Below are 18271 nucleotides of genomic sequence, written 5' to 3' on the forward strand. Positions count from 1 at the left end.
TGCCGCGTTAGCCGACCACGAACAGCGGTTGGCCGTACTCGACCGCCTGGCCGTTTTCGACGAGGATTTCCTTGACCACGCCCGACTTGTCCGCTTCGATCTCGTTGAGCAGCTTCATCGCTTCGATGATGCAGATGGTCTGGCCTTCCTTGACCGTGTCGCCAACCTGCACGAACGGATCGGCACCCGGCGACGGCGCGCGGTAGAACGTGCCGACCATCGGCGAGGTGACGACGTGACCTTGCGGCGCGGCGGCGGCCGGCGTGGCCGGAGCGTTCGCGGCGGCCGGCGCTTCGACTGCTGCCGGCGCGGCTTGCGGGAATTGCGGTGCGGCGTACGAGGCGGACGGTTGGACGTAAACCGGCGGCGCATTCTTGACGATGCGGACCTTGCCTTCGCCCTCGGTCACTTCGAGTTCGGAAATACCGGACTCCGAGACGAGGTCGATCAGAGTTTTGAGTTTACGTAGATCCATCAGGGTGCCCCTTTCAATGCGTAGTGTGCCGGCGTGTGCAAAGGTGCAGTAGCCGGCTCAAATTGGACGTGTTTGGATTCAGCCGCGCGACGAGCCGGCGGCGAGCCGGTCGAGCGCGAATTCGAGCGCGTACAGATACCCCTTCCAGCCGAGGCCGCAAATCACGCCCTCTGCCTGGTCGGAGAAATACGAGTGATGCCTGAACGGTTCCCGGCGATGCACGTTCGACAGATGAACCTCGACGAACGGGATGCCGACCCCCGCTAGTGCGTCCCGAATGGCCACGCTCGTGTGCGTGTACGCGGCGGGATTGATCAGGATGAAATCGGTTTGCTCGGTGCGGGCCGCCTGAATGCGGTCGACCAGCGCGCCTTCGTGATTGCTCTGGAACGATGCGAGTTCGACGCCCGCATCGGCTGCACGGTCCGCCAGCGCCTGATCGATCTGCGGCAGGGTCACGCGACCGTAGACCTCGGGTTCCCGGGTGCCGAGAAGGTTGAGGTTGGGTCCGTGCAGTACCAGCAGGCGCGTCATGGTCGCTTCTTTTTCCGTGGAATTGCGCGCACTTTAGCGCTGATTAGAGAAACTTGTCTAGTTTCGCGCGCGTACGCGGGGGCGGCCGGGGCGGGCCGCCGCACAGCCGTGAGCCGAACTTCACTCAAAATCGGGGATTATCCGCGCATTTTCGCTCGTTCTGCACGCAAGCGGGCGCCAACAAGCGCAGGGTCAGAAATCGGGAAATTTATAGCGTGTCGAGCGTCTGACGCAGGGCCGCGGGGTCGATCTGGCCCAATTTTGTCGAGCGGATGTTGCCTTTTGCGTCGATCACGACGGTAAACGGCAAGCCGCCCGCATTGTTGCCGAACGCGCGCGCGAGGTCGGCGCCGCCGAAACCGGTCACGTAGATCGGGTACGCGACCTTGACCTTCTGCAGGAAGGTCTGGATGTTTTTTTCCGAGTCGACGCCGAGACCGACGAACTGGATGCCTTTCTTCGCGTATTCGCGCTGGATCTGCGACAGCTCAGGCATTTCCTCGACGCACGGGCCACACCACGACGCCCAGAAGTTGACGACGATAGGGTGGCCCTTGAGCATGCTCAGCGACTGCGGCTTGCCGTCGACATTCGTGACCGGCGCACTCCACAGCTGCTGGACGGGACTCGCGGGGGTATCAGGCTGTGACCCACCCTGCGCCGCGTACGCGACGTCGGCGCCGCGATTGAGCCAGTGATTGGCCAGCACACCGCCGCCCGCGGCGAGCAGCGCAACGGCCACGCCCGCCAGCATACGTCTTGTGTTCATCGTGCTCCGCTCTGTCTGATCAATTGGTGAAGGATGGCACCTGGTCGCCGTCGAGCAGCGCCTGTACCGCCTGCAGGTTCGCCCGCGCCGTGCGGCCGCGTGCGTCGGCGCGCACCGCGCCGCGCAGGTCGTCGGTTTCGTACAGCGCTACATGGATGCCGACCGGCTCGGCGTTGCGGTCGTCCGCGGGACGCCACAGAAAGCTCAGCGTCTCCACATAGCCACGTCCCGCGAAATGGCGCGTTTCCGACACGTCGTACTGGATGTTCGCATTGAGCATGTAGATCGCGACTTCCTTCGGGTTGTCGCAAAAGACCTGCAGATGCACGTCCGAATGCTCGCCGGCCGTGCCGCCGAGTACCGCGCCCGTCAGATACGGATTGAACGGCGTGAGCCGCTCCATCCAGTCGACCGCGATCACACGCAGCCGCCGCAAGAGCGCCGGCTGGCTGTCGCCCTGGAACAGCGATTGATATTCGCGGATTTCTTCTTCGATCTGGTCGTTGTCCGGCAGCCATTCGCCGGCAATACGGGTTTCGCCGACGACCTGCCGGGCCGCCTTGCGCTTCGCGCTGGCGTAGTCCAGACCGTCTTCGGCAATCATGCGCGCAGCCGCGATCGCGATTTCCTCGCGCACGCGTTGCGGATCGAAATGTGATTTGCGGACCATCCCTGCATCATACTAGATCGGGCCTGGCGACGCGGCTAGGCGGCCCGGACGGGGCGGCGCCGGGCGTGGCCCGCAGGGGCGGCGCGCGCCGTGTCGGTTACAATAGGCGTCCTTTGCAGACGGTCGTTCCGGCCGTCCTGCGGCCTCCCATCCCTCGCAAAAAACGCCCCCACGGCACGACAGGCTTATGCATATCCACATCCTCGGCATCTGCGGCACCTTCATGGGCGGACTCGCGGTGCTCGCGCGCAATGCGGGCCACACGGTGACCGGCTGCGACGCCGGCGTCTATCCGCCGATGAGCACGCAGCTCGAGGCGCAAGGCATCCGTCTGATCGAGGGCTACGACGCGGAACAGCTGAACGGCCTGAACGCGGATCTGTTCGTGATCGGCAACGTGGTCACGCGCGGCAATCCGCTGATGGAAGCGATTCTGGATCGCGGCCTGCCGTACGTGTCCGGTCCGCAGTGGCTCGGCGAGCACGTGCTGAACGGCAAATGGGTGCTGGCCGTGGCCGGCACGCACGGCAAGACCACCACGAGCTCGATGCTGACCTGGCTGCTCGAAGACGCGGGCCTGAATCCGGGCTTTCTGATCGGCGGCGTGCCGCTGAACTTCGGCGTGTCGGCGCGGCTCACCGATTCGAGCTTCTTCGTGATCGAAGCCGACGAATACGACACCGCATTCTTCGATAAACGCTCGAAGTTCGTCCATTACCGCCCGAAAACGGCGGTGCTGAACAATCTCGAATTCGATCACGCCGACATCTTCCCTGATCTCGCCGCGATCGAAACGCAGTTCCACCATTTGATCCGTACAGTGCCGCGCCTTGGCCGCGTCGTCACGAACGGCCGCGAGGACGCGCTCGAGCGCGTGCTGACGCGCGGCTGCTGGAGCGAGGTCGAGCGCTTCGGGGTGCAGGGTGGCTGGGAGATCCAGCCGGCGGAGCAGGGCGTGCCCGTCGACGAACGCTTTGCCGTCTATCACAGCGGCGAGCGCGTCGGCGTGGTCGACTGGCAGGTGCAGGGCGAACATAACCGCATGAACGCGCTCGCCGCGATCGCCGCCGCGCGCCACGTCGGCGTGCCGCCCGCGCAGGCCGCGAAATCGCTGTCGAGCTTCCGCAACGTGAAGCGCCGCATGGAAGTGCGCGGCAGCGTCGACGGCGTGACCGTATATGACGACTTCGCGCATCACCCCACCGCGATCGAGACGACGGTGGCCGGGCTGCGTGCGCGGGTCGGCCGCGACAACACGCGAATTCTCGCGGTGCTCGAACCGCGCTCGAACACGATGAAGCTCGGCGTGATGAAAGCGCAACTGCCGGCAAGCCTCGCGGACGCCGACCTCGTGTTCGGCTACGGTGCGCCGAGCGGGCGCGACGCGCTCGGCTGGAACCTCGGCGAAGCGCTCGCGCCGCTCGACGGCAAGGCGCAGGCCTTCGACAACCTCGACGCGCTCGTGAAGGCGGTAGTCCACGCCGCGCGTCCCGGCGACCAGATTCTGGTGATGAGCAATGGCGGCTTCGGCGGCGTACATCAGAAGCTGCTCGACGGTCTTTCGACGCGAGGCGCGTCGTGATTCTCTACCTGCACGGTTTCCGTTCGTCGCCGAATTCGTTCAAGGCGCGTCTGCTCGCGACGCGTCTGGCAGAACTCGGCCGCGCCGACGAGTGGTGTTGCCCGATGCTGCCGGTGTCGCCGTTCGAAACCGTGGCGCTTGCCGAATCGCTGGTCGCCGCCGCACGTGCGAACGGCGATGCACGGCAGGTGACGGTGATCGGCAGTTCGCTCGGCGGCTACTTCGCCACCCATCTGGCCGAGAAGCACGGCTGGTCGGCCGTGCTGCTGAATCCGGCGGTCGTGCCGCAGCGCGACCTGAGCGCGTATCTCGGCGAGCAGCCGTTGTGGCATGGCGGCGGCAGCATCGTCGTCGAGCCGCATCATCTGGATGAATTGCGCCCGCTCGGCGTGGCGTCGATCACGCGGCCCGAACGCTATTATTTGATGGCAGCCACCGGCGACGAAGTGCTCGACTATCGCGAAATGCTCGCGCACTATCCGGGCGCGCGCACCACGCTGATCGAAGGCAGCGACCACGCGATCAGCGAGTTCGCGCAGTATCTCGACGACGTGCTGGCCTTCTGCGACGGCGAACACGTCGAGCCGCCGGCGCCACGCGCGGCGGCCTGACGGCGCGCAAGGGCGGCGGCACCGATCCCCGCAAGGACATCGGCCGGAAAGACACACCGACCGCCACCGCTGGTCGCAAGATTCAACCCGCTGGCACGCGCAGTGCGCGCCGCGGATTCACTATCACGAACAGGTTGCCGTGCCGCTCATGCAGTGATCGATCGCCACAGGGCGTCGGGCGCGCCGGCAGATGCAAGTCAGAACGAGAGTATTGAGTGAACGTTTTCTTCGAGGAATCGGGCAGTTTCAAGGCCGGCAGCGTGCTGTCGCGTCAGGGTGACGCGTTTCAGGTCGAGTTGCCGGGCGGCCGGCGCGCGAAGGTGCGCGCGAAAGACGTGCTGATCGAGTTCGAAAAGCCCACCGCGGCCGAACTGATGCAGCAGGCCGACACGTTGGCGCAGGAGATCGATCTGGACTTCCTGTGGGAATGCGCGCCGGACGATGAATTCCCGTTCGCGACGCTGGGCGCCGAGTACTTCGGCGCGAGCTTCGGCGCGATCGAGCGAGCGGCGCTGGTGCTGCGCATGCACGGCTCGCCGGTGTACTTCCGCCGCAAGGGCCGCGGCATGTACCAGCGCGCGCCGCAAGAGCAGCTGAAGATGGCGCTCGCGGGCCTCGAGCGCAAGCGCCAGCAGGCGCTCGTGCAGGCGCAGTACGAGGAAGAACTGAAGGCAGGCCGTCTGCCGGAAACGTTCGCGGGCGGCAAGGGCCTCGCGCTCCTGACTAAGCCCGACAAGAACACGATCGAGTACAAGGCGCTCGAGGGCGCCGCGGCCGCGCGCGGCATCTCGCAGGCGCGGCTGATGCTCGAATGCGGCGCGATAGCGTCGCCGCGCGCGCTGCACGAAGCGAAATTCCTGTCCGAGTACTTTCCGCACGGCACCGGCTTCCCGACCGTTGCGGCCGCGAACGTGCCCGACGATCTGCCGCAGGCCGACGTCGAAGCGTTCTCGATCGACGACATCACCACGACCGAAATCGACGACGCATTCTCGGTCGAGCATCTGGCCGACGGCCGCGTGCGGATCGGCGTGCACATCGCCGCGCCGGCGCTCGGCATTCAGCGCGGCGACGACGTCGATGCGATCGCGCGTGCTCGTTTGTCGACGGTCTACATGCCCGGCGACAAGATCACGATGCTGCCCGACAGCGTCGTCGACACCTTCACGCTCGCCGAGGGCGGATATCGGCCGGCGCTGTCGCTGTATGTGATCGTCAATCGCGAGACGCAGGAGATCGTCGCGAGCGAAACGCGCGCCGAGCGCGTGTTCGTGAAGAACAACCTGCGTCACAACACGCTCGACGAAGTCGTCACCGAGCAGGCGCTCGCCGAGGGCACCGGCGAGTATCCGCACAAGGACGATATCGCCGTGCTGTGGCCGTTCGCGCAAGCACTGTTCGAAAAGCGCCAGACCGCGCGCGCCGGCTACGGCCTGCGCCGTGAAGTGCAGCGCAATACCGACTTCAATTTCTACGTCGACGGCGAGCACATCACGATCACGCCGCGCCGGCGCGGCTCGCCGCTCGACACGATCGTCGCCGAGCTGGCGATTCTCGCGAACTCGTCGTGGGGCGCGTTCCTGCATGATCACGGCGTGCCGGGCATCTATCGCACGCAGCGCGCGTTCGGCGCGCCAAGCGGCCCGAAGCGCACGCGCATGCAGACCAACGCGGCGCCGCACGAAGGGCTCGGGGTCTCGCAATACGCGTGGAGCACGTCGCCGCTGCGCCGCTACGTCGACCTCGTGAACCAGTGGCAGCTGATCGCGTGCGTGCAGCATGGCGTGACCGCGAAGCTCGCCGCGCCGTTCAAGCCGAAGGACGCCGATCTGTTCGCGGTCGTGCAGGGCTTCGACGACACCTACACCGCGTACGCCGACTACCAGCGCCGCATGGAGTACTTCTGGTGTCTGCGCTGGCTCACGCAGGAAAACCGCAAGCAGGTGGTCGCGTCGGTCGTGAAGGGCGATCTCGTGCGTCTCGAGGAAATTCCGCTCCTGCTGCACGTGCCGGGTCTCGGCGTGCATGCGCGCGGCACGCGTTTGCAGCTGGAAGTGATGTCGATCGATGAACTGACGATCGAAGCGTCGGTGCGTCTGTTGCACGTGCTCGATGCGCCGACTGTAACGAGCGGCGCCGAAGCCGAAGAAGGCGAGGACGAGGGCGACGAAGAGTTGCTCGACGCAGCGGACGACAGCGCCGAAAGCGAAGCGGAGGCGCAAGCCGAAGCCGACGGCGGCAATCCGAACGACAACCCCGGCGCCGACGAATCCGCGGCAAGCGGCAACGGCAACGGCAACGCCGCATCGAACACCGCCGACAACGACCAACACATCACGGAGCCGGGACGATGAGCGGCAACCCAACGCGCGACCGCTACGCGGTCATCGGCAATCCGGTCGGACATAGCAAGTCGCCGTTCATCCACGGCCGCTTCGCCGCGCAAACCGGCGAGCCGGTCGAGTACGGCGCTCTGCTCGCGCCGGTCGACGCGTTCGTGCCGCACGTGCGCGCGTTCATCGAAGCGGGCGGGCGCGGCCTGAACGTGACGGTGCCGTTCAAGCTCGACGCGCATGCGTTCGCGAACACGCTGTCGCCTCGCGCCGCGGCGGCCGGCGCGGTAAACACGCTGAGGGTCGACGCCGACGGCATCTACGGCGACAACACGGATGGCTTCGGCCTCGTGCGCGACATCGAGGTGAATCTCGGTGTGTCGCTGAAAGGCGCGCGCATCCTGCTGCTCGGCGCGGGCGGGGCCGCGCGCGGTGTGGTGCTGCCGATGCTCGACCGCGCGCCGCATACGCTGACTATCGTCAACCGCACGGCACAGAAGGCCGAGGCGCTGGTCGACCAGTTCGCTCAGGCTGCCGGCGACGCGCACTGCCGTCTGAGCGGCGGCAGCGCCCGGGCGATCGAAGCGGGGCAGTACGACGTGATCGTCAACGCGACCGCAGGCAGCCTCGATGCGTCGCTGCCCGAGTGCGACGACCGCGCGTTCGGCAACGGCACGCTCGCTTACGACATGATGTACAGCGCGCATCCGACCGTCTTCATGCAGCACGCGGCGAAGCTCGGCGCGCGCGGCGCCGATGGCCTCGGCATGCTGGTCGAGCAGGCCGCCGAATCGTTCTATGTGTGGCGCGGTGTGCGCCCCGACGGCGCGCCGGTGCTCGCCGAGTTGCGCGCGCTGCTGACGGCGCCGTCGCCCGCATAACGTCAGCGCGCGGATAGCACGCACCATGACAGCGACGCGGCGCGCCAACGGTTCGCGCGGCCAGGCCGGCCCGCTGCGCTGGCTCGCCTGGCTGATCGCGGTCGTGGTCATCGCCTGGCTCGCGACGCAGGCGTACTACTTCGCGCAGATCGCGATCTGGAACGTCGTCAATCCGCGCTCGACCGCGTTCATGCGATCGGACGCGTGGCGTCTGTCGCAGGACCGGCCGGATCTGTCGGTGCAGCGCACGTGGGTGCCGTACGAGCAGATTTCGCGCAACCTGAAGCGCGCGATCATCGCGTCCGAAGACGCGAACTTCGTCAACAACAAAGGCTACGAAACCGACGCGATGCTGCAGGCATGGGAGCGCAACAAGGCGCAAGGCCGGATCGTGCGCGGCGGCTCGACGATCTCGCAGCAGCTTGCGCGCAACCTGTTCCTGTCGCGCGAGAAAAGCTATATCCGCAAGGGCCAGGAGCTGATCATCACGTGGATGCTCGAAACGCTGATGGACAAGCAGCGCATCTTCGAGATCTATCTGAACTCGGTCGAATGGGGCAACGGCGTGTACGGCGCCGAGGCGGCCGCGCAGTACTACTTCAAGACCTCGGCGAGCAAGCTCACGGCCGCGCAGTCGGCGCGGCTCGCGGTGATGCTGCCGCGCCCCAAGTATTTCGATGAACACAGGAATTCGGCGTATCTCACGCAACGCGCGCGAGTCATCGCGCGGCGGATGGGCGCGGCCGAATTGCCGGATTGAAAAGGGCTGTCGATCCCCTGGTTTTCAGTTCCGAAGCCCGCCTCGCGCGGGCTTTTTTGCGTCTTTTCGCGGAGGCGCTGCGTTCCGCTAAACAGCTGATTGCCAACTAAAATCTCACTATCTGGACTCAACATTCACATATTGGTGATTCTCAAAAGTCGCCCTACAATCCAAGCCAACATGCATCGCAAGTAGGCGCTCCAGCGCGCTGAAACAGCGAACCGCGACACAAAAAAACCGGAGACGAGGCCAACATGTCTGGCAGCCAACCACAGCAGCCGCGCGAGCGCGGCGCCGCACGCGTTCCCGCCCTGTTCTCCGGCCCCGCGCGCTAAGCGCAGAAACCATCCGAAAGCGAATCGCCATGAACAAAGCGATGCCTACTCACGGGGCTAGCCCGACCGAGGCGGCGCCGGGGTCGAACGGCGCGCCGGACCGCGCCGCGAATCCCGCGCCGCGCGAGGCTTCAGCCGTCACCGCCAATGTCGCCGCCAGTGCGTCCGCAACCGCAAGGGCGTCGCGCCCGGTGCAGCGCGCGGCGACCGTCGACGGACTCGGGCTGCCGGTCACGCTGCTGGAAATCACGCCGCAGCAGGCCGGCACACAGACACTGTTGCGCGGCCTCGCGATTCTCGAGGCGGCGGCGGCCGGCGTGCGCGATCTGCGCAGCTTCGGCGCCGCGCTCGGCACCACCCGCAGCACCACGCATCGACTGGTCAGCAGCCTCGTGCAGGCGCGCTATCTGCGCCAGGTGCAGGGCGGCTATCTGCTCGGGCCGAAGCTGATCGAGCTCGGCACCATCGCGCTCGAACAGATGCCGCTGACGGCCGTCGCGCGTCCGCACCTGCAGTCGCTGGCCGAGCAGACGCTCGACACGATCCACCTCGGCGTGCGCGACGGCGACGACGTGCTGTACATCGACAAGATCCCCGGCACGCGCGGCCTCGAAATGCGCTCGCGGGTCGGCCATCGGATGCCGCTCGCGTCGACCGGCATCGGCAAGGCGATGATGCTCGACCTCGCGCCGGACGCATGGCAGTCGCTGTTCGAGGCGTCGCGCCGCGCGCTCGCGGGCGTCAGCTTCAAGCCCGACAACCGCCCCGACGCGCCGACCTTCCTGCAGCGCATGACGAACTACGCGGCCGGCGGCTACACGTTCGATCTCGAAGAGAACGAAGCGTCGATCCGTTGCGTCGCGGCGCCGGTGCGCGATGCGTCGGGCGCGATCGTCGCGGCGTTGTCGGTGGCGAGCACGATTCCGTATATGCCGCTCGAACGGATGGACGAACTGATTCCGGTCGTGCAGCGCGAGGCGCGCGCGATTTCGGAAGAACTCGGTTGGCGCGCACCGCAACCGGCCACGCGCAGGATCAAGCGATGAAACAAGCGGGCACCGCCACGCTGGCGAACCACCAGGCGCCCGCCGGGCCCACATCGGGCGTGCAGCCGGACGCGACCGATGGCACGGATACCGCCGCCGTCGATTTCACGCATGCCGCGCTGATCGCGCTCGACTGGGGCACGACGTCGCTGCGCGCGTATCTGTTCGACGTGCACGGTCGCGTGCTGGCGACGCGCGCATCGTCGGCCGGCATTATGAATCTGCCGCGCAGCGCGGCCGAGGGCGGCTTCGACGCGGCGTTCGACGACGCCTGCGGCGCGTGGCTCGAGCATGGGCGCGGCGTGCCGGTGATCGCGGCGGGGATGGTGGGCAGCGCGCAGGGCTGGCTCGAAGCGCCGTATGTCGAGACGCCCGCGAACGCCGATGCGCTGGTGGCCGGCATCGTCCGGGTGCAGACCGCGCGCGGCGCGACGCTGCATATCGTGCCGGGCGTGCTGCAACGCGGCGAATTGCCGAACGTGATGCGCGGCGAGGAGACGCAGATTTTCGGCGCGCTCAGCGCGGATGCGAACGGCGCGCAAGGCACGAGCGCCGTCGACAGCAACGCTCGCTCACTGATCGGCCTGCCCGGCACGCACGCGAAATGGGCGGTCGTGCAGGCGGAGCGCATCGAGCGTTTTCACACCTTCATGACTGGCGAGGTATTCGCCGCGCTGCGCGAGCACACGATTCTCGGCCGTACGATGGTCACGCCCGATCGGCCGGATACCGAAGCATTTTTGCGCGGTGTGAACATCGCGCGCGAGAAAGGTCAGGCGGGCGTGCTCGCGACCGTGTTCAGCACGCGCACGCTCGGCTTGACCGGCGCGCTGTCGAGCGACGCTCAGCCCGACTATCTGTCGGGCCTGCTGATCGGACACGAACTCGCCGGCCTCGAAGCGGTGCTCGCTCAGCAAGGCAGCTCGCTCGCGCAGCAGAGTCTGCGGCTGATCGGCAACGACGCGCTATGCGAGCGCTACCGCCTCGCGCTCGCGCAATTCGGCTGTCTGCGCGCGGAACCGGTCAGACACGCGACCGAACGCGGCCTGTGGCGCGTTGCGGTAGCAGCGGGGCTCGTGCAGCCGTCCGCGCAGGCGGCGCGAGCGGGCTGACCGGCGGCAGAGCCTTTACGACGCTCACGAAACAAGGAACCGACATGCAACCACATATCAATCTGCCCGGACCCTACATGCCGCACGCGGGTCTGATCGCCGCGTTCGAAGTCTGTCCGCTGATCGCGATCATGCGTGGCGTCACGCCCGCCGACGCGGCCGATCACGGTCAAGCGCTGTACGAAGCGGGTTTTCGCATCGTCGAAGTACCGCTCAATTCGCCGCAGCCGTTCGACAGCATCTCCGCGATCCGCAAGGTGCTGCCGGCCGACGCGATCGTCGGCGCGGGCACGGTGCTGCATCCGCTGTACGTCGACGACGTGAAGTCGGCGGGCGGCGAACTCATCGTGATGCCGCACAGCGATCCGGATGTCGTGATCGCCGCGAAGGCGCGCGGCCTCGCCTGCGCGCCCGGCGTCGCGACGCCGACCGAAGCGTTCATCGCGCTGAAGAACGGCGCGGACGTGCTGAAGATGTTCCCCGCCGAGCAACTCGGCTGCCAGGTCGTCAAGGCATGGCGCGCGGTGATCGCCGCGCAGGTGCCGCTCGTGCCGGTCGGGGGCATCAACCCGGACAACATGGGGCCGTTCCTGAGCGCCGGCGCCAACGGTTTCGGCCTCGGCTCGGCGCTCTACAAGCCGGGCCAGAGCGCGGCGGTGACCGCGTCGCATGCGAAGGCGTTCATCAACGGTCTGCGGATCGCTCGCGCAGGAGCGAAGAAATGAACCGGCTCGCCGGCAAAGCCGCTCTAGTGACCGGCGCCGGGCGCGGCATCGGCGCGGCGATCGCGCTCGCATTCGCGCGCGAGGGCGCGGCGGTCGTGCTGGCGGAACTCGATCTCGACACGGCGCAGCGCACGGCGGCGCGGATCGAGGCGGAAGTCGGCGCAGGCGCGCGCGTGCTCGCGGTGCAGACCGACGTGACCCAACCCGCGTCGCTGCGGCATGCGGTGAGCGAAGGCGAGCGCGCGTTCGGTGCGCTCGACATCCTCGTCAACAACGCGGGCATCAACGTGTTTTGCGATCCGCTGACGATGACGGACGCCGACTGGCGGCGCTGCTTCGCGGTCGATCTCGACGGCGTGTGGAATGGCTGTCGCGCGGTGCTGCCGGGGATGGTCGAACGCGGCGCGGGCAGCATCGTGAATATCGCGTCGACCCACGCGTTCAAGATCATTCCGGGCTGCTTCCCGTATCCGGTCGCGAAGCATGGCGTGATCGGCCTCACGCGCGCGCTCGGCATCGAGTACGCGCCGTGCAACGTGCGCGTGAACGCGATCGCACCGGGCTACATCGAGACGCAGCTGACGCACGACTGGTGGAACGAGCAGCCCGATCCGGCCGCCGCGCAGCAGGCGACGCTCGATCTGCAGCCGATGAAGCGCATCGGGCGCCCGGAGGAAGTGGCGATGACCGCGGTGTTCCTCGCATCGGACGAGGCGCCGTTCATCAACGCGAGCTGCATCACCGTCGATGGCGGCCGCTCGGCGCTGTATCACGACTGAATTCGCATCGCGAAGAGACGCACAGAACACCGGACGACGCGCTGGCCGCGTGTGTCAGGACCGGTATTAGAAGACGCGGCCGATTACCTTCTCGTTATCAATTAGTCAGGAGACACGCATCATGAAACGCAGAATTTTCCTCACGCTGGCAGCGGCGGCGACGGGTGTGCTCTTCAACGCGCCGGTCGTACAGGCTGCCGATACGGTCAAGATCGGCTTCCTCGTGAAGCAGCCGGAAGAGCCGTGGTTCCAGGACGAATGGAAGTTCGCCGAGATCGCCGCCAAGGAGAAGGGCTTCACGCTCGTGAAGATCGGCGCGCCGTCGGGCGAGAAGGTGATGAGCGCAATCGATAACCTCGCCGCGCAGAAGGCGCAGGGCTTCGTGATCTGCACGCCCGACGTCAAGCTCGGGCCGGGCATCGTCGCGAAGGCGAAAGCCGACGGCTTGAAGATGATGACGGTCGACGACCGCCTCGTCGACGGCGCGGGCAAGCCGATCGAAGCGGTGCCGCACATGGGCATCTCGGCGTATAACATCGGCAAGCAGGTCGGCGACGGCATCGCGGCTGAAATCAAGAAGCGCGGCTGGGACATGAAGGACGTCGGCGCGATCGACGTGACCTATGAACAGCTGCCGACCGCGCATGACCGCACCACCGGCGCGACCGACGCGCTGGTCGCCGCGGGCTTCCCGAAAGCGAACGTGATCACCGCGCCGCAAGCGAAGACCGACACGGAAAACGCTTTCAATGCCGCCAACATCGCGCTGACCAAGAACCCGCAGTTCAAGCACTGGGTCGCTTACGCGCTGAACGACGAAGGCGTGCTCGGCGCGGTGCGCGCGGCGGAAGGCCGTGGCTTCAAGGCCGACAACATGATCGGTATCGGCATCGGCGGTTCGGAATCCGCGCTGAACGAGTTCAAGAAGCCGCAGCCGACGGGCTTCTTCGGCACCGTGATCATCAGCCCGAAGCGCCACGGCGAGGAAACCTCGGAACTGATGTACTCGTGGATCACCCAGGGCAAGGAGCCGCCGCTGCTCACGCTGACGACCGGCATGCTGGCGACGCGCGACAACGTCGGCGAAGTGCGCGAGAAGATGGGCCTCGCGTCGAAGTAATCGCGGGTCTTGCGGTGACATGAAGTACACCGCCGGCGCGCCGCTTTCTCCGCCTGTTGCGGAGGGCGGCGCGCGTACGGTCTACATGAGGGATGAGGAGGCGAAGTGTCAGCGACGCTACGTTTTGACAATATCGGCAAGGTTTTTCCAGGCGTGCGTGCGCTCGACGGTGTGTCCTTCGACGTCAACGTCGGCCAGGTGCACGGCCTGATGGGCGAAAACGGCGCGGGAAAATCGACGCTGCTGAAAATTCTCGGCGGCGAGTATCAGCCCGATTCGGGCCGCATGATGATCGACGGCAAGGAGGTGCGCTTTCCGAGCGCGGCCGCGTCGATCGGTGCCGGCATCGCGGTGATTCACCAGGAACTGCAGTACGTGCCCGACCTCACGGTCGCGGAAAATCTGCTGCTCGGCCAGCTGCCCAATGCGCTCGGCTGGGTCGACAAGCGCGAGGCGAAGCGCTTCGTGCGCGAGCGGCTCGAAGCGATGGGCGTCGCGCTCGATCCGAACGCGAAACTGCGCAAGCTGTCGATCGCGCAGCGGCAGATGGTCGAAATCTGCAAGGCGCTGATGCGCAATGCGCGCGTGATCGCGCTCGACGAGCCGACCAGTTCGCTGTCGCATCGCGAGACCGAGGTGCTGTTCAAGCTGGTGCGCGATCTGCGCGCCGACAACCGCGCGATGATCTACATCTCGCATCGGATGGACGAGATCTACGAGCTGTGCGACGCGTGCACGATCTTCCGCGACGGCCGCAAGGTCGCGTCGCATCCGACGCTCGAAGGCGTATCGCGCGACACGATCGTGAGCGAGATGGTCGGGCGCGAAATTTCGGACATCTATAGCTATACGGCGCGGCCGCTCGGCGAAGTGCGCTTCGCGGCGAAGGCGATCGAAGGTCATCCGCTCGCGCAGCCGGCCAGCTTCGAGGTGCGGCGCGGCGAAATCGTCGGCTTCTTCGGACTCGTCGGCGCGGGCCGCAGCGAGCTGATGCATCTGGTGTACGGCGCCGAGCATCGCAAGGGCGGCGAACTCGTGCTCGACGGCAAGCCGATCAAGGTGCGCAGCGCGGGCGAGGCGATCAAACACGGCATCGTGCTGTGCCCCGAGGATCGCAAGGAAGAAGGCATCGTCGCGATGGCGAGCGTCGCGGAGAACATCAACATCAGCTGCCGCCGTCACTATCTGCGCGCGGGCGTGTTTCTCGATCGCAAGAAAGAGGCGCAGACGGCGGACCGTTTCATCAAGCTGCTGAAGATCAAGACGCCGCATCGCCGGCAGAAGATCCGCTTCCTGTCGGGCGGCAACCAGCAGAAGGCGATTCTGTCGCGCTGGCTCGCCGAGCCAGATCTGAAGGTCGTGATTCTCGACGAACCGACGCGCGGCATCGACGTCGGCGCGAAGCACGAGATCTATAACGTGATCTATCAGCTCGCGGAGCGCGGCTGCGCGATCGTGATGATTTCGTCGGAATTGCCCGAAGTGCTCGGCGTGTCCGACCGGATCGTCGTGATGCGCCAGGGCCGCATTTCCGGCGAGCTCGCGCGCAAGGATGCGACCGAGCAGTCGGTGCTGAGCCTCGCGCTGCCGCAAAGCTCGACCGCGCTACCTGGTGACTCGAACACGAACGCCAACGCAGCCAACCAGAGCGGCTCGCGCGCGGCCTGAACCTTATCCGGACGAGAGTCCGCAACCCGTGGGGAACGGGGAGGAGTATTGAACATGCAAGCCAGAGAAAACCTCGCGCAGCAGGCCGCCAAGAGCGCGGCCGACGCGCTGATTCCGCAGACCAGCGACAAGGCCAAGTGGTGGCAGCAGATCACCGAGTACAGCCTGATCGTGATTTTCATCGTGATGTTCGTCACGATGTCGCTGACCGTCGATCATTTCTTCTCGATCGAGAACATGCTCGGCCTCGCTCTGTCGATCTCGCAGATCGGCATGGTCGCGTGCACGATGATGTTCTGCCTCGCGTCGCGCGACTTCGACCTGTCGGTCGGCTCGACCGTCGCATTCGCCGGCGTGCTGTGCGCGATGGTGCTCAACGCGACCAACAGCACGGTCATCGCGATCATCGCGGCGGTCGCGGCGGGCGCGGTGATCGGTTTCGTCAACGGCGCGGTGATCGCTTATCTGCGCATCAACGCGCTGATTACCACGCTCGCGACGATGGAAATCGTCCGCGGCCTCGGTTTCATCGTGTCGCATGGTCAGGCGGTCGGCGTGTCGTCGGATACCTTCATCGCATTGGGCGGCCTGACGTTCTTCGGCGTGTCGCTGCCGATCTGGGTCACGCTGATCTGCTTCATCGTGTTCGGCGTGATGCTGAACCAGACCGTGTACGGCCGCAATACGCTCGCGATCGGCGGTAATCCGGAAGCGTCGCGGCTCGCCGGTATCAACGTCGAGCGCACGCGCGTCTACATCTTCCTGATCCAGGGCGCCGTCACCGCGCTCGCCGGCGTGATTCTCGCGTCGCGTATCACGTCGGGTCAGCCGAATGCCGCCGAAGGCTTCGAGCTGAACGTGATCTCCGCGTGCGTGCTCGGCGGCGTGTCGCTGCTGGGCGGCCGCGCGACGATCTCGGGCGTCGTGATCGGCGTGCTGATCATGGGCACGGTCGAGAACGTGATGAACCTGTTGAACATCGACGCGTTCTACCAGTACCTGGTGCGCGGCGCGATCCTGCTCGCGGCCGTGTTGCTCGACCAGTTGAAGAACCGCGGCTCGCGCGACTGAGTCGCTTTCACCCCATCCCAAGCTCATAAAGGAATCGAACGATGTCGTCTCCGGCCAATGCAAACGTCAGTCTCGCTGACACCGCGTACGCGCGCTATCCGAGCCTCGTCGACCGTACGGTGCTGATCACGGGCGGCGCGACCGGCATCGGCGCATCGTTCGTCGAGCACTTCGCGGCGCAGGGCGCGCGCGTCGCGTTCTTCGATATCGACGCGAGCGCCGGCGAAGCCCTCGCCGACCAGCTCGGCGATTCGAAGCACAAGCCGCTGTTTCTCCCCTGCGACCTGACCGATGTCGACGCGCTGCAAAAAGCGATCGCCGATGTGAAGGCGGCGCTGGGTCCGATCCAGGTGCTGATCAACAACGCGGCGAACGACAAGCGCCATCAGATTGCCGACGTCACGCGCGAGTCGTTCGACGCGGGCATCGCCGTCAATATCCGCCACCAGTTCTTCGCGGCGCAGGCCGTGATGGAGGACATGAAGGCCGCGCGCAGCGGCTCGATCATCAACCTCGGCTCGATCAGCTGGATGCTGAAGAACGGCGGCTATCCGGTGTACGTGATGTCGAAGTCGGCGGTGCAGGGGCTCACGCGCGGGCTCGCGCGCGACCTCGGCCACTTCAATATCCGCGTCAACACGCTGGTGCCGGGCTGGGTGATGACCGAGAAGCAGCTGCGCCTGTGGCTCGACGACAACGGCCGCCGGCAGATCAAGGAAGGCCAGTGCATCGACGCCGAGCTGATGCCGGCCGACCTCGCGCGCATGGCGCTGTTCCTCGCCGCCGACGACAGCCGCATGATCACCGCGCAGGACATCGTCGTGGACGGAGGCTGGGCGTGAGCGGCAACCCGCGCGTGCAGCGGGCCACGCTGCTGCTCGACGCGCAGTGCGAACTCGGCGAAGGCGCGACCTGGTGCGCCCGCAGCGGCCGTTTCTACTGGACCGATATCGAGGGCGCGCGGCTGTGGCGCTACGATCCGGCCGACGGCAGCAGCGATTCGTTCGACATGCCCGAGCGGCTCGCCACCTTCGCGCTGTGCGAAAACCCGCGCTACGTGCTGCTCGGGCTCGCATCGCATCTCGCGTTTTTCGATCTGCAGACCGGCACTACGCAGCGGATCGTCGACGTCGAACCCGGCATGAACACGCGCGTGAACGATGGCCGCTGCGATCGGCAAGGGCGCTTCGTGTTCGGCACTAAGGACGAAAGCGGGCAACGGCAGAGGGTCGCCGGCTTTTATCGGTTGAATCACGATCTATCGCTCGAACGCTTACCGTTGCCAGCGCCGGCAATTTCGAACAGCATCGCATTCAGTCCCGACGGCGCGACGATGTACTACTGCGATTCGCCGACGCGTGAAATCCGCGCGTGCGACTATCGCGCGGACGGCAGCATCGCGAACGATCGCGTGTTCACGCGTCTAACCGATGCGAACGGCATCCCCGACGGCTCGACCGTCGACAGCGACGGCGGCCTGTGGAACGCGCAGTGGGGCGGCGCGCGCGTGGTGCGCTACGGTCCCGATGGTGTGGAAACCGAGCGCATCGACGTGCCGACCACGCAGCCGAGCTGCGTCGCGATCGGCGGTGCCGCGCTCGGCGAGGCCGCGGGCAGCACCCAGGGCGAGAAGGCGCTCGACACGCTGTACATCACGAGCGCCTACGCCGAACTCGATGCGACGGCGCGCGCGGCCGATACGCTCGCGGGCGACCTGTTCGTCGCGACGCTCGCACGGCGCGGTGTTGCGGAACCGCTGTTCCAGGGCGCGCCGATCTAGCGCAGAATGACGCAGCCCCG

General features: G+C 66.4%; 18 protein-coding genes. 14 read left to right on the top strand and 4 right to left on the bottom strand.

The genetic code is table 11. The annotated features are described in order from the left end of the window. Positions 1 to 7: 7 nt before the first annotated feature. The 4 genes from accB to QFZ94_RS14895 all read right to left on the bottom strand — a co-directional run bounded on the left by accB (position 8) and on the right by QFZ94_RS14895 (position 2448). Positions 8 to 475 carry an acetyl-CoA carboxylase biotin carboxyl carrier protein gene (gene accB, locus QFZ94_RS14880; protein WP_176121879.1) on the bottom strand — a complete coding sequence of 156 codons (468 nt, stop codon included), beginning with the start codon at positions 473 to 475 and terminating at the stop codon, positions 8 to 10. Between the two features lie 78 nt (positions 476 to 553). Beyond that, positions 554 to 1009 (bottom strand): type II 3-dehydroquinate dehydratase, encoded by a 456-nt coding sequence (gene aroQ / locus QFZ94_RS14885; RefSeq protein ID WP_429457872.1) that lies wholly within the window; start codon positions 1007 to 1009, stop codon positions 554 to 556. Positions 1010 to 1217: 208 nt separating this feature from the next. After that, positions 1218 to 1778 (bottom strand): TlpA family protein disulfide reductase, encoded by a 561-nt coding sequence (locus QFZ94_RS14890; RefSeq protein ID WP_429457874.1) that lies wholly within the window; start codon positions 1776 to 1778, stop codon positions 1218 to 1220. A gap of 19 nt (positions 1779 to 1797) precedes the next feature. Next, entirely contained in the window at positions 1798 to 2448 is a 651-nt protein-coding gene (locus tag QFZ94_RS14895) for a UDP-N-acetylmuramate--alanine ligase (RefSeq protein WP_368587622.1), read from the bottom strand. A gap of 187 nt (positions 2449 to 2635) precedes the next feature. Between QFZ94_RS14895 and mpl the strand changes: the two genes are divergently transcribed. The 14 genes from mpl (at position 2636) to QFZ94_RS14965 (ending at position 18251) form a co-directional block, all read left to right on the top strand. Then, positions 2636 to 4030: a UDP-N-acetylmuramate:L-alanyl-gamma-D-glutamyl-meso-diaminopimelate ligase gene (gene mpl / locus QFZ94_RS14900; RefSeq protein ID WP_410848633.1), complete on the top strand. Its 1395-nt coding sequence runs from the start codon at positions 2636 to 2638 to the stop codon at positions 4028 to 4030. After that, positions 4027 to 4641 (top strand): YqiA/YcfP family alpha/beta fold hydrolase, encoded by a 615-nt coding sequence (locus QFZ94_RS14905; RefSeq protein WP_429457877.1) that lies wholly within the window; start codon positions 4027 to 4029, stop codon positions 4639 to 4641. The genes mpl and QFZ94_RS14905 overlap by 4 nt, the downstream gene beginning before the upstream one ends. A gap of 215 nt (positions 4642 to 4856) precedes the next feature. After that, the gene (locus QFZ94_RS14910; RefSeq protein WP_429457879.1) at positions 4857 to 6995 is read left to right on the top strand and encodes a ribonuclease catalytic domain-containing protein; all 2139 of its coding nucleotides are present in this window, start codon (positions 4857 to 4859) and stop codon (positions 6993 to 6995) included. Continuing rightward, a complete protein-coding gene (aroE, locus tag QFZ94_RS14915) occupies positions 6992 to 7855 on the top strand; it encodes a shikimate dehydrogenase (RefSeq protein ID WP_429457881.1) in 864 nt (287 codons plus the stop codon). Before QFZ94_RS14910 ends, aroE begins: the two co-directional genes overlap by 4 nt. A 25-nt stretch (positions 7856 to 7880) precedes the next feature. Next, positions 7881 to 8615 (top strand): monofunctional biosynthetic peptidoglycan transglycosylase, encoded by a 735-nt coding sequence (mtgA, locus tag QFZ94_RS14920; protein ID WP_368584067.1) that lies wholly within the window; start codon positions 7881 to 7883, stop codon positions 8613 to 8615. Between the two features lie 364 nt (positions 8616 to 8979). Beyond that, positions 8980 to 9996: an IclR family transcriptional regulator gene (locus QFZ94_RS14925; protein ID WP_368584066.1), complete on the top strand. Its 1017-nt coding sequence runs from the start codon at positions 8980 to 8982 to the stop codon at positions 9994 to 9996. Further along, complete coding sequence (locus QFZ94_RS14930; protein WP_429457883.1) at positions 9993 to 11108, top strand: 2-dehydro-3-deoxygalactonokinase; 1116 nt, start codon at positions 9993 to 9995, stop codon at positions 11106 to 11108. Before QFZ94_RS14925 ends, QFZ94_RS14930 begins: the two co-directional genes overlap by 4 nt. Positions 11109 to 11152: 44 nt before the next feature. Beyond that, positions 11153 to 11833, top strand: a complete 681-nt coding sequence (locus QFZ94_RS14935) for a 2-dehydro-3-deoxy-6-phosphogalactonate aldolase (RefSeq protein ID WP_368584064.1) — start codon at positions 11153 to 11155, stop codon at positions 11831 to 11833. Beyond that, positions 11830 to 12612, top strand: coding sequence for an SDR family oxidoreductase (locus QFZ94_RS14940; protein ID WP_176365584.1), 783 nt, complete (start codon positions 11830 to 11832; stop codon positions 12610 to 12612). Before QFZ94_RS14935 ends, QFZ94_RS14940 begins: the two co-directional genes overlap by 4 nt. Positions 12613 to 12733: 121 nt before the next feature. After that, a complete protein-coding gene (locus tag QFZ94_RS14945; protein WP_368584062.1) occupies positions 12734 to 13732 on the top strand; it encodes an arabinose ABC transporter substrate-binding protein in 999 nt (332 codons plus the stop codon). A gap of 105 nt (positions 13733 to 13837) precedes the next feature. Continuing rightward, positions 13838 to 15400 (top strand): L-arabinose ABC transporter ATP-binding protein AraG, encoded by a 1563-nt coding sequence (araG, locus tag QFZ94_RS14950; protein ID WP_429457886.1) that lies wholly within the window; start codon positions 13838 to 13840, stop codon positions 15398 to 15400. Positions 15401 to 15454: 54 nt separating this feature from the next. After that, the gene (gene araH, locus QFZ94_RS14955; RefSeq protein ID WP_368584060.1) at positions 15455 to 16471 is read left to right on the top strand and encodes an L-arabinose ABC transporter permease AraH; all 1017 of its coding nucleotides are present in this window, start codon (positions 15455 to 15457) and stop codon (positions 16469 to 16471) included. 41 nt (positions 16472 to 16512) lie between these two features. Then, complete coding sequence (locus QFZ94_RS14960; protein ID WP_368584059.1) at positions 16513 to 17313, top strand: SDR family NAD(P)-dependent oxidoreductase; 801 nt, start codon at positions 16513 to 16515, stop codon at positions 17311 to 17313. After that, a complete protein-coding gene (locus QFZ94_RS14965; RefSeq protein WP_410848624.1) occupies positions 17310 to 18251 on the top strand; it encodes an SMP-30/gluconolactonase/LRE family protein in 942 nt (313 codons plus the stop codon). Before QFZ94_RS14960 ends, QFZ94_RS14965 begins: the two co-directional genes overlap by 4 nt. Positions 18252 to 18271: the final 20 nt, after the last annotated feature.

Source organism: Paraburkholderia sp. JPY465, from assembly GCF_050436725.1.
GTDB classification, from domain to species: domain Bacteria; phylum Pseudomonadota; class Gammaproteobacteria; order Burkholderiales; family Burkholderiaceae; genus Paraburkholderia; species Paraburkholderia youngii.

Excerpts from the sequence above, each read along its gene's own strand:
- QFZ94_RS14895 (WP_368587622.1), bottom strand. The coding sequence starts at position 2,448 with ATGGTCCGCAAATCACATTTCGATCCGCAACGCGTGCGCGAGGAAATC.
- QFZ94_RS14890 (WP_429457874.1), bottom strand. The coding sequence starts at position 1,778 with ATGAACACAAGACGTATGCTGGCGGGCGTGGCCGTTGCGCTGCTCGCC.
- QFZ94_RS14930 (WP_429457883.1), top strand. The coding sequence starts at position 9,993 with ATGAAACAAGCGGGCACCGCCACGCTGGCGAACCACCAGGCGCCCGCC.
- QFZ94_RS14925 (WP_368584066.1), top strand. The coding sequence starts at position 8,980 with ATGAACAAAGCGATGCCTACTCACGGGGCTAGCCCGACCGAGGCGGCG.
- QFZ94_RS14940 (WP_176365584.1), top strand. The coding sequence starts at position 11,830 with ATGAACCGGCTCGCCGGCAAAGCCGCTCTAGTGACCGGCGCCGGGCGC.
- mtgA (WP_368584067.1), top strand. The coding sequence starts at position 7,881 with ATGACAGCGACGCGGCGCGCCAACGGTTCGCGCGGCCAGGCCGGCCCG.
- araH (WP_368584060.1), top strand. The coding sequence starts at position 15,455 with ATGCAAGCCAGAGAAAACCTCGCGCAGCAGGCCGCCAAGAGCGCGGCC.
- aroE (WP_429457881.1), top strand. The coding sequence starts at position 6,992 with ATGAGCGGCAACCCAACGCGCGACCGCTACGCGGTCATCGGCAATCCG.
- QFZ94_RS14935 (WP_368584064.1), top strand. The coding sequence starts at position 11,153 with ATGCAACCACATATCAATCTGCCCGGACCCTACATGCCGCACGCGGGT.
- QFZ94_RS14945 (WP_368584062.1), top strand. The coding sequence starts at position 12,734 with ATGAAACGCAGAATTTTCCTCACGCTGGCAGCGGCGGCGACGGGTGTG.
- QFZ94_RS14960 (WP_368584059.1), top strand. The coding sequence starts at position 16,513 with ATGTCGTCTCCGGCCAATGCAAACGTCAGTCTCGCTGACACCGCGTAC.
- mpl (WP_410848633.1), top strand. The coding sequence starts at position 2,636 with ATGCATATCCACATCCTCGGCATCTGCGGCACCTTCATGGGCGGACTC.
- aroQ (WP_429457872.1), bottom strand. The coding sequence starts at position 1,009 with ATGACGCGCCTGCTGGTACTGCACGGACCCAACCTCAACCTTCTCGGC.
- accB (WP_176121879.1), bottom strand. The coding sequence starts at position 475 with ATGGATCTACGTAAACTCAAAACTCTGATCGACCTCGTCTCGGAGTCC.